Genomic DNA, 9,807 nt, shown 5'->3' on the forward strand with positions numbered 1-9,807 from the left:
AGGTCCATCCGCACAAGGCGCTAGGCTACCGATCACCCCGCGAGTACATCACCCAAACCCGCGAGGCCTCGTCAGGCAATTAGGGGGCAACGACACTGCGAAATCCCGCAACAAATGCGCATTTGGCAGGCTCGGATCAACCCGCCGAACCCCGCAATCCATCGGCAAGCACTAAATAATCCAAATATACATGGAAAAGGTAGCAATGACAAAGACGCTCTGGTCCGCAAGCCGCTCACGTATGAGCCTCGCTCCCTTTGATGGGTGGGCGCCGTCTCGTTTCGCGATCTCGAAGTTTTTTCGAAGTCTTCGCCGCGCCTCCAAAACTCACTTGTCGCCGTGTCGTGAACTACTCGTCCAGCACATATTGCCTGCCGTAGCCAGCGAGGGCGGCCCAGTCCTTTTCGTTGGCGTCCGCGCCTACACCGCGCAATATCCGTCGCTGATCGAATTGCACGGGGCGGAATGCTGGACGATCGACATCGACCCCTCAGTGGCTCAGCACGGAGCTTCGAAGCGACACGTTGTTGACAGCATCACAAACGCTCGCGAGCATTTTCCTGCGGCGACAATTCAATCTGTCGTAATGAATGGTCTTTTTGGCTTCGGACTCAATAGCTATCGCACGCAACTTGAGGCCATTGAAACATGCGCCGCGATATTGCGTCCGAATGGCTTGTTGGTTCTCGGTTGGAATGATCGTCGCGGCCATCCGTCTGCGCTTGAAGAGTTCGCGACAAAGCATTTTGATTACCGTCCTATTCACGAATTGGAAGCTCGTATCTGGGTGCCTGGAACCGATCATAACTACGCGTTTTTGAGGCGTCGCTAATTAGCAATTACTAACAGGCCGATTTTGTCGCGGCTACAAAATTTTCACCTTGAGTTCGACGCCCAGCATGCCTGATTGGTTTATCTTGCGAATGAGGCTATTATGAAATTTAGGCGAAGCGCTTGGTCACAGCACGAAGCAAAGTCATCACACGATATATTGAAACTATTTTATATTTATTTAGGCTTTGCGGTAGCAATTTTGCTAATATTACAAGTTATTTACATATTTGATCACACTTCTTCGAATTTTAACGAAGGGTGGAATGCATATTTTGCATTTTTAGTTCAACACGATGAACCACTATATCTGTCAAATAATTCTCTTTTCATTAACAACTACCCACCTATTTCTTTCATAGTATTGTCCAAAATCGGTAGCATTTTAGGGGATAATATAGTAGCAGGACGAATTATTGCACTAGTTTCAATGGTTTTTGTATGCATTGCAATATACATGTCCTCTCGAGCCCTACACGCAACAACGTCACAGGCAGCCGTTGGAGCTACTTTATTCGCGCTATTTAACGCGACTTATTTCCGTAGCTACGTAGCTGCAAATGATCCGCAGTGGCTAGCGCATTCGTCGATGATGATCGGACTTCTAATATTACTTTCTAAGAAAGATATTGCACACCTATCTGCTATATTTGCCTCCGTATTTTTCATACTCGGCTTGTTTATTAAGCACAATTTGATTTCTTTGCCATTAGCTGTCGGTTTCTGGTTCTTATTGCATAATAGAAATTACCTATTCACCTATATCGCAACTTCAATATTGTTATTGATAACTGTCAACTTGCTATTTATTCAAATTTACGGTTTTGAATATTTTGAGGATATTTTTGGCCACGCGAGGGTATATTCAGCGCGGCGCATGGCAGTACAGGGGCTAATTATAACTCCGTTTATTCTACCTTTTGCTGGATCATTTAGAATGCTACTTCAGGAGCGGGGAGCGGATCATCGCTTCGACCTACTTCTTTTGTTCGCCGCTTTGGCCGTTCCCTTAGGTATCCTCCAGCGGGCTGGCGAAGGGGTGGATTACAACGCGCACTTCGAAGCTCTTATTGCCCTCACAATTGTACTGAACATAGCACTGTCCCGGGCAGAACCCGCCGGTAGTAGCAAGGAGCGACGCTCCTCTTTATTTTTGGTGACTGCCCCCTTTGCGATACCGATTTTAGGCATTCCATATTTCTTTTATGATATAGTGAAAAATATTTCATCGGCGCCACAAATTAAGATGGAGTGGTCTGCCCTAATAGATAATGTTGCTACTATTAATGGGCCCGTCGCATGCGATGTACAAGCGATTTGTTACTGGGCTAGGAAGCGGCCAGAAATCGACTTTTTTAATGTCGGCCAGCAATTGCGCCTTGGTTATGGTAGTGATCCACTAGTTGAAAAGTTAAATAGTAGGTATTATGCGGCTATAGTGCTGAAGGAAGCAAAATATGACATTTTGCCTGTCAAGCAAGGAAAATTGATTGCTACAATATATCGATATTACGAGTATAAACGTCGGCTTCCCGCTGGGTTCATACTGCTGACACCAATTAGGCTGAAATTTTGTAGAGGTATGTGACCGTCTATTTTGGCAATCTCCACAAAAGATTTCATATGTTGCCTTATACTACAATGACTTAATTTTCATTTTTGTCGCGAAATTGTAAACATTTTTATCATAATGCTTGGATATGTATGAATGATATTCATTTTTGCTGCTTTTGATACCAATTTTCTGATTCCAGAACGTATGGAATATTGATGGTCGATAGCTGTCAATGTCCCGGTATCTGGTTCGCCCGCGGTGAACGCGACAAAGTTGTCAGACATACCGCATCCGCTGAGGGCACGCCGATTCCGTCGCATAATGCCCCGGATTTTTGTTGACCGCAATTCTCAATCGCTTCACGGAAGTGGCCCTTGCCGAAGGCGCCGATGAGCGCCGCATTCAGGGCGGCGCGTTCCCTAGCCCGACTGGATCAGGACAAGCCGCTACGTCCTCAGTATCATCCGGCGAGGCTTTCAATTACCCACAGGTCGTCGCGCCCGAGATTCTCGTTGGCGCATCGAGATTGAAGCCATAGAGGCGATTGTCATTCCTGCTTGAGCATTAAACCACACGGGCAGCGTGCGATGGGGAAGGATCATGATGATAGCGGCTCGTGGATCGATGGTGAAATAGAGAGCTCTGGGTTCGGAGATTCGCGCCTCGGCGATCAACTGCGCAAACTGATGGAGTGCCTGGATAGCGCAACAGGTCAGCCGCTTCCGCTAGCCTGCGAAGATTGGGCTAACACCAAAGCGGAGTATCGCTTTCTGTCGAACAATTCGGTGGGCGTGGCAGATCCTGCCGGATCATTTTCAAGCAACAGCACGCCGCGCCGTCAGTTGCGAGGGCACCGTGCTGGTGGTGCAGGACACGACAGAATTTGTCTATCAGCGATCGGCGGCGGACAGCATCGGCTACACCCAGCATGTGAACAGCGGGCGCAACAAGGAATGACGCTGGCGCCAACACAAACTGTGCGGCGTGCTGACGCAAGCCAGCCTCGCTGTCAGCCGCCTATGCCAGGAGATCGACGAGTGAGTGAAAGCCTTTCTCGATCCCCCCATCGGTAACCGCCCGATTATCACCGCGATACCAGTACCTTGAAGCGGGCGGCGAGTTCGGGATTGTCGACGAAGTCATCGAGGAACTGGTGCCAGGCCTTGGTTGTGAAAGTGCTTCGCTGAGCAGGTCGGTCAGCTCTTCGACGCCGTGATCGGTTAGCGCGGTGATGGCCTCGTCGGGGTCGATGTAGACGCGGATGATGGTGCCGTAGGTCAGGTTGTCGTCATTTGAGACGATGGCTTCGAGCGATTCCACGTCCTCGTCGAGGATTCTGGCGACATAGTCGAGGGTGAGAACGCAGGTGACCGTGCCCATCAGGCGGCCAATGCTTGCGGGACAGTCAGCGGTGCCCAATTTCAGGGAAGCAATTCGTCGATCCTGTTGATCTTGTGATCGTGGATGCGATGGAGGAGATCGGTGATGTAGGCTTGGAGGTCGAGGGCATTGATTTTGGCGCTTTCGATGAGCGTCATGGCCCGGGCGAGGATGTCTATTTCTTCCATTTCTAACACCGATTTAATGTTGGCGACAGACGGCAGCGACGCTGGACCACGAAGTTACCACCCAGGCGGCGAAATGCTTGCCGGTGCAAGCGACTCTTCGCTTCATCAATAGGGTTATGGAAGAGAGAGGACGATCTGGGTCTGCTCGCCCCCTTCAAAGATCGTGACACAACAACGCAACGCCAAGAGGCCCGCTCTGCTTCTATGCGTCGTGCGGCGCAGCGTCCGATGCCGGCGGCCCCTGGTCTTGTCACGCACGACCAGGGGCCATTGGCCGGTAGTACAGGAGTAGAATCGGTTGACACTTTGCTCCTTCCCTGCCCGGTTAGCGTTTCCCATTTGCGGTCATGTGCGGGTCGCGACCAACAGGTATCGGGCACGGACTCCATTCAAGCGACAGGATGATGCCATGCGGTTCCGTTCGGGGCTGATCGCCCAAATTTTCGCGGTGTCGCTCCTCGTTGGCGGCTGTAATTCTCGCGCCGGGATGCAGCAAGTCTCTGCAAACGGCGCCGGTGGGACCGGAGTGCTCGCTGCGACCGCGCTTCCGCCCGCCATTGTGAGTGACCACACATATCGCTGCGACGACGACAGCGTGGTTCGCATCGAGTATCTCGCCGGCGATCAAGGCGCACTTCTCCAGCCGCCCGATAATGGAACGCCTGTCCGTCTCACCGCGGACGAAACTGGCGGGAATCTGACCGGTAGTGGCTACGTCGTGGCCGGCCGCGGTACGGCCATCGTCTTTCAGCGGCCCGCAGGGTCACGCCAGCATTGCAAGGGCTGAACCCCGTGACCTGCAAGCGGTTCGCCTGCGCGCAAGCATTTGAACAATCTCGCACTATGTTGCATTTTTGCGCGATTATACGCTCAGGCGTTCCTGTGCTCGCGGTTGCCGCCTCCTGCGCTATCGTCGCGCCCACGCGCGCTACTAATGCGGAAACGCTTCGCCATGCACTCGAGCGAGCATATCGCACGAACCCGACGTTGACCGCCGCGCGTGCTGGACAGCGTGCAACCGATGAAGGCGTGCCGATCGCAAAGGCCGCTGCCCGACCGACGCTGAGCGCGACCGCTGACTATCAAGAATTCGTCGTCCGTTCCGCCAATAACTTTGTTTCTCCTTTTCGCGCCGCCGACGCGGCGGCCAATCTTTCGATACCGATCTTCCAAGGCGGTGCGGTGCGAAACGGCATTCGAGCAGCGGACGCTCGCGTCTACGCGGGTCGCGAGGGGCTGCGGACCGCCGAGGCTGATGTCTTCACTGCGGTCGTCGCCGCTTATGTCGATGTGCTTCGCGACGACGCCATAGTTGATCTCAACAAGGGGAATGTGGCGGTTCTTGAAATCAATCTTCGCGCGTCACGCGATCGCTTCGAGATCGGGGATCTCACGCGCACCGATGTCGCGCAATCCGAAGCGAGGCTGGAAACGGCTCAAGGACAGCTCGAAACGGCCCGTGCCCAGCTCGATGCGAGCGTTCAGAATTACCTGCGCTTCGTCGGTGTGCTGCCCGACGACCTCCAGCCCCCTCCGCCCTTACCCGACTTTCCATCGACGGCGGATGCTGCTGTCACTATCGCGGTTTCAGAAAACCCGCAGCTGCTCGCGGCAAAAGCGCAAAGCTCAGCGACACACTTCGATGTTCGGGTCGCGGCGGCCGCTCGCCTGCCTCGCGTTTCACTCGTCGCCAACAGCAACTACAATAACTATCTTGGAACACTTGGGGCCAGCATTCCCGGGCGCGCTTTCAGCCAGGCGCAGCGTACCGCAACGCTGGGTGTTTCAGTGACGATCCCGCTCTACCAGGGTGGCGCGCCCGCCGCGCGCGTTCGTCAAGCTCAGGCGCTCGAAAGCCAGTCGCTCGAGCAGATTGTCCAGATCGAGCGCGGGGTGGTGGCCCAGGCGCGCGCCGCCTTTTCGCGCTACCGCGCGACGATGGCCGTGATCAGATCCGCCGAAGCGGCGGTGACATCGAACGAGCTGGCTCTTGAAGGCGTGCGCGCGGAAAACAGCGTCGGGAACCGAACCGTGCTGGAGATCCTGAACGCCGAACAGGAATTGCTCAACAGCCGTGTCCAGCGCGTGACAGCGAAGCGAGATGCTTATGTCGCTGGGTTCGCACTGCGTGCGGCAATGGGCCGCGCCGAAGCAAAAGATCTGGGCCTCTTTGGCGTTTCGCTCTATGATCCGACCCTCGACTACAGCCGCGTGCCGACGCATGGGTCCAATTACGGGTCCGGCGATGCCAGCCAACCGAAAGACCCCGATAGACCACCGCCGATGCCCTAAGGCTAACGCTATCCCCGCGCAGCGCCGCGATCGATTCCTTCACGTGATCGGTGTAGAATGAGTCGTGATCGCGCGCTGGCAGTCACCGGGAATTTCAGTTTGCGCGACATCGCGGGGCTGCAAGCCATGGGTCATCGCCGCCCGTCAGGACGACTGGGCTGCGTTAAATCATCATTCTTTGGTTTGAAGAATGGGTTTACCGCCGCTTCGCAGAAGGAAGGCATCAGTGCGCCAAACGCCAAGCGCGGGAGGATTGTAATCGAAGGCATGAATTTCTGGGTAATCATTGTCGATCTCCTAACCAGCAGCTCAAGTGATCAGCTGAGATCTGATATTGCCATCGCCTTTCGACCAGGATTTGTCGCCGCCATTACAACCATGGATGCTGTTAGGCTGACAAAATAGCCTCCCCTCCCTTTTTGATGATGCATTGTTAAAGGACGTTAATGCGCATCTCACGCTCATTTTAACTTGCACACACAAAGCGACTTCGGGACCATATTTTAGAATCCATTGTTTATCTCTGCCAGGATATCGCCCATGCTTGCTCGAATGTTGTTGGCATCGGCCATAGTCGCTGCGCCCGGAATTGCGCTCGCGGGACGGCCGACTTCACCATATCCTGACTCGGCCGTTGCCCCCGGGGCGTCGCCCTCACAGGCGTCGCGCCCAGCATCGCGAATCAAAGGCGACCGCCGGCGTGCCCATCTGCACTGTGAATCTGCCGGCCCGAAGAACGTAATGGTCTGTTTTCGGAATTCTCGTGGGACAAAAAGACCGGCGACAACGCCCCTTCAGCTGGTTCCGACAGATAACCGGTAAACGACTGCAGGAAATCCGATCGGCCCGGAGGGATGGAAGAAATGTGCTGGACACGCTCCTCGGTAGCCATTCCGCTCGAAAGGCGCGGCCCTGGGTCGCGGCGACTCGATTGCCGCTCAATTCCTCGGGTCGCGGCTTCGTTAGACAAGGGCACCAAGGGTTGTCACCTTAGGCGTTTTTTCGACCTTCTTCCCTAAGTCCGATTTTAGGCGGATGGCGGATGGCGGATGTGTGCCGTGATGGGGCAACGCGCGTTTATGAAGCGTCGATTACAAAGTTTTCAATTTACACTTGTTTCGTTGCATGCACGGCTTTGCGAGCGCACCTTCGATCACGGCCTAAACGCGCCGGAGCCGGAGGCTCTATGCTAGTTTCCCCTTTCAGACTTTCGCTCGGGTCGGCGGTGCTGCTCACGCTTGGCGGGTGCACAACTTATACTGTTTCTCATCCGGCGGTCGCCTATTATGCTGTACCATGTTCAACGCCCGGTGCGTTTGTTGCAGAGCCGATTGATGCTCGCGACCCAACGTACGGCCCGCAGGTTCCGCCGCCGCCTCCCCCTTCTCCGTCAGCGACCGCGCCACAGGCCAGCAACCAACCGCCGCCGACCTGCATGATCGCGGCCCCCATTTCGCAAGCCCGCTATTTCGACGGGTACTATGGGGGGCGAGGTTATTATGACCCCTATTATTACGGCTACGGTGGTTATGGCATCCCCTTCTACGGCGGAATCGGGATCGGCTTGCATGGCGGCGAGCACGGGTGGGGTGGCCACGGCGGACACGGCTTTGGTCATGGAGGGGGTGGCCATAGCGGCCCCGGCGGGCACGGCTTTGGGCATGGAGGGGGTGGCCACGGCGGCCCCGGAAGTCACTGAGTCCAAGATCAAACAGACGCTCGTCGGGGCAATGTGCATTTCCAATTTCGTTTGAAGGTGGGGAACGTCGCGGCGTTTGCAGCAGGGTATCGCGATATGCGGCGCGATACGCTCGGCGCTACGCCCCATGCCACCGCCAACCTCCACTCGCGCTTTGGTTTGATCGTCTTAGCTGCGCTGATCACGTTAGCGGCTTGGCGGTGTACCGCAAATGTGCCCAACCCGATCTGCGTTCGGCTGGCTCGCATTGATTCTTGTATTCGTTCGGACCTGGTTCGGCGGTGAACCCGTATATGCCCATCGTGCTTGGGCCGCCGCTGCCGGACAAGGTCAAGCTCCGGCGCCCCAGGCGCAACGACCATCGGTCCGGCTCTACCGGCGCGACTAGTGCGGGTCGAGCCCAGGGGAGCGCGACGATCATCACCATCCACGATTGAGACCGGCTACCGCTCAAGCCACGCCAAGGGATGCCCGACCGACAATTCCAAAGCAACCGTCTGTTCTGCGATCGATTGGTCAAGCGCCGCGAGCAGGGCCCGCTTCTCGAAAAGGCTCTGCCGCAACGCGCTAGCGGCGGGCGCGATCATGTCCCCACGTTGCACCGCCGCGTCGCTACTCGCGACCAATCTCTCAAGCGATGACATCGGTCGCGCCGCCTCATCTCGTTGCAAGCGTGCCAAACGCAGTCCGTCGACGAGCGTGGCGATATCGGCTCGCGTCGCGAACACGCGAGCGGCATACTCCGCTCGAAGTTGCGCGCGCGTCGCCTCGGCGACGGCGATACCGCCACGATTTCGGTTCCACAGCGGCAAGATGAAGCTGACCGCAGATCCCACCGTCTGATTGAACGCCGTGTCCTGCGCCCGACTAATCGTCAGCTGCAACTTCGGGAACTGGTCAAGCACGGCCTTGTGAACAACGGCTTCCTGACTGACATACCCGGCCTCCAACGCTCGCAAATCCAGGCGGCGAGAAGTCGCGTCTTCAAGAAGTAATTTTGCGTCCCACTCTCGAGCAGATGGGATGAAATCAGCTAATGAAATCTTGGTCTCTGGCGGAAGTCCAAGAAGCCTGGTCAGGTCGAATCGCGATGCGCTCAAATCTCGCTTGGCTTGCCGCAGACGACTGGTAAGCTGGGCGGCGCTGAGCTTGCGCATCTCGAGTGACTCGCCGGAAAGGTCTCCCCACGAAACCGCGCGCATCATCCTGGCAACGATATCGTCCTCGTCCGCTTTCGCTGCGCTCAAGAGCCCGACGGTTTTGGAAAGCCCCGAGATACGCGCGCCAAGCAGCTTCGCTTGCTGAGCCGTCTGCCATTCCCGCCACGCTATATCGAAGTGAATTTGATCGGCAGCTGCCCGCGCTGCGGCGTTCGCGACGCGTTGGTCGCGCAAAGCCGTTAACTCGTATGCCAGCTGTCCAGCCAACGCGTCGAACGGGTCGGGTCCGGAAAGCCGGCGATCGTACGATAGATTGATAGCAGGATCCGGCATTAGTCGTGCGGCGAAAACCTGAGCCGCCGCGACGCCTGCACGCTTCCGCGCCGCCTGGAGATCGGGGTTTCCCACGACGGCCAGGACCGCAAGCATGTCGGCTGTCAAAGGTTTGCTGAAGTCGACGGAAACGGGCGCGAGGATCGGATGCTCAAACCGAGCTGCTGCCGCAGCGAGCGCGGCCGTTGTTGTCTGGAGGGCGGCAGTCGTGTCCGGCCCAAGAGGCGCCGGATTGTACGAAGCGCAAGATCCAAGCGGAACAATCATAATCCCAAGTGTCAGTGGGCGTGTAATTCTCCGCGGATGTGGGCTTTGAAAATTCCCTGATTGTTGGGCCTGGTTGCCCAATGAGCCGGGGTTAACCCCGGC

The 9,807-nt window shown here is 56.1% G+C and carries 8 protein-coding genes and 2 pseudogenes; 7 read left to right on the forward strand and 3 right to left on the reverse strand.

Translation table 11 applies throughout. The features are described 5' to 3' along the window. The first annotated feature begins 205 nt into the window (after positions 1-205). From ACIQCS_RS23590 to ACIQCS_RS23600, 3 genes and pseudogenes are all read left to right on the forward strand, one after another. Positions 206-832 (forward strand): hypothetical protein, encoded by a 627-nt coding sequence (locus ACIQCS_RS23590; protein WP_401531935.1) that lies wholly within the window; start codon positions 206-208, stop codon positions 830-832. 102 nt (positions 833-934) lie between these two features. Next, entirely contained in the window at positions 935-2,419 is a 1,485-nt protein-coding gene (locus ACIQCS_RS23595; protein WP_401531936.1) for a hypothetical protein, read from the forward strand. Positions 2,420-2,973: 554 nt separating this feature from the next. After that, positions 2,974-3,162: pseudogene (locus tag ACIQCS_RS23600) on the forward strand (transposase DNA-binding-containing protein); the annotation flags it as partial. 241 nt (positions 3,163-3,403) lie between these two features. Here the strand turns inward: ACIQCS_RS23600 and ACIQCS_RS23605 are convergent. Further along, positions 3,404-3,766: a hypothetical protein gene (locus tag ACIQCS_RS23605; RefSeq protein ID WP_401531937.1), complete on the reverse strand. Its 363-nt coding sequence runs from the start codon at positions 3,764-3,766 to the stop codon at positions 3,404-3,406. 41 nt (positions 3,767-3,807) lie between these two features. Further along, positions 3,808-3,942 (reverse strand): annotated as a pseudogene (locus tag ACIQCS_RS23610) (transposase domain-containing protein); the annotation flags it as partial. A gap of 421 nt (positions 3,943-4,363) precedes the next feature. Here ACIQCS_RS23610 and ACIQCS_RS23615 point away from each other — a divergent pair. The 4 genes from ACIQCS_RS23615 (at position 4,364) to ACIQCS_RS23630 (ending at position 8,000) form a co-directional block, all read left to right on the forward strand. Further along, positions 4,364-4,741 (forward strand): hypothetical protein, encoded by a 378-nt coding sequence (locus ACIQCS_RS23615; RefSeq protein WP_401531938.1) that lies wholly within the window; start codon positions 4,364-4,366, stop codon positions 4,739-4,741. Positions 4,742-4,797: 56 nt separating this feature from the next. Then, positions 4,798-6,246 carry a TolC family outer membrane protein gene (locus ACIQCS_RS23620; protein ID WP_401531942.1) on the forward strand — a complete coding sequence of 483 codons (1,449 nt, stop codon included), beginning with the start codon at positions 4,798-4,800 and terminating at the stop codon, positions 6,244-6,246. Positions 6,247-6,303: 57 nt separating this feature from the next. Continuing rightward, positions 6,304-6,651: a hypothetical protein gene (locus ACIQCS_RS23625; RefSeq protein WP_401531939.1), complete on the forward strand. Its 348-nt coding sequence runs from the start codon at positions 6,304-6,306 to the stop codon at positions 6,649-6,651. Positions 6,652-7,814: 1,163 nt separating this feature from the next. After that, positions 7,815-8,000 (forward strand): hypothetical protein, encoded by a 186-nt coding sequence (locus ACIQCS_RS23630; protein WP_401531940.1) that lies wholly within the window; start codon positions 7,815-7,817, stop codon positions 7,998-8,000. Between the two features lie 388 nt (positions 8,001-8,388). Here the strand turns inward: ACIQCS_RS23630 and ACIQCS_RS23635 are convergent. Continuing rightward, the coding region (locus ACIQCS_RS23635) for a TolC family protein (protein WP_401531941.1) at positions 8,389-9,807 on the reverse strand (1,419 nt) is incomplete at its 5' end.

Source organism: Sphingomonas sp. NPDC092440 (assembly GCF_044754985.1).
In the GTDB taxonomy this organism is placed as follows: domain Bacteria; phylum Pseudomonadota; class Alphaproteobacteria; order Sphingomonadales; family Sphingomonadaceae; genus Sphingomonas.

What these genes read in the sequence shown, in the direction of transcription:
- ACIQCS_RS23620 (WP_401531942.1), top strand. Translation starts at nt 4,798, where the DNA reads ATGTTGCATTTTTGCGCGATTATACGCTCAGGCGTTCCTGTGCTCGCG.
- ACIQCS_RS23630 (WP_401531940.1), top strand. Translation starts at nt 7,815, where the DNA reads ATGGCGGCGAGCACGGGTGGGGTGGCCACGGCGGACACGGCTTTGGTC.
- ACIQCS_RS23615 (WP_401531938.1), top strand. Translation starts at nt 4,364, where the DNA reads ATGCGGTTCCGTTCGGGGCTGATCGCCCAAATTTTCGCGGTGTCGCTC.
- ACIQCS_RS23590 (WP_401531935.1), top strand. Translation starts at nt 206, where the DNA reads ATGACAAAGACGCTCTGGTCCGCAAGCCGCTCACGTATGAGCCTCGCT.
- ACIQCS_RS23605 (WP_401531937.1), bottom strand. Translation starts at nt 3,766, where the DNA reads ATGGGCACGGTCACCTGCGTTCTCACCCTCGACTATGTCGCCAGAATC.
- ACIQCS_RS23595 (WP_401531936.1), top strand. Translation starts at nt 935, where the DNA reads ATGAAATTTAGGCGAAGCGCTTGGTCACAGCACGAAGCAAAGTCATCA.
- ACIQCS_RS23625 (WP_401531939.1), top strand. Translation starts at nt 6,304, where the DNA reads ATGAGTCGTGATCGCGCGCTGGCAGTCACCGGGAATTTCAGTTTGCGC.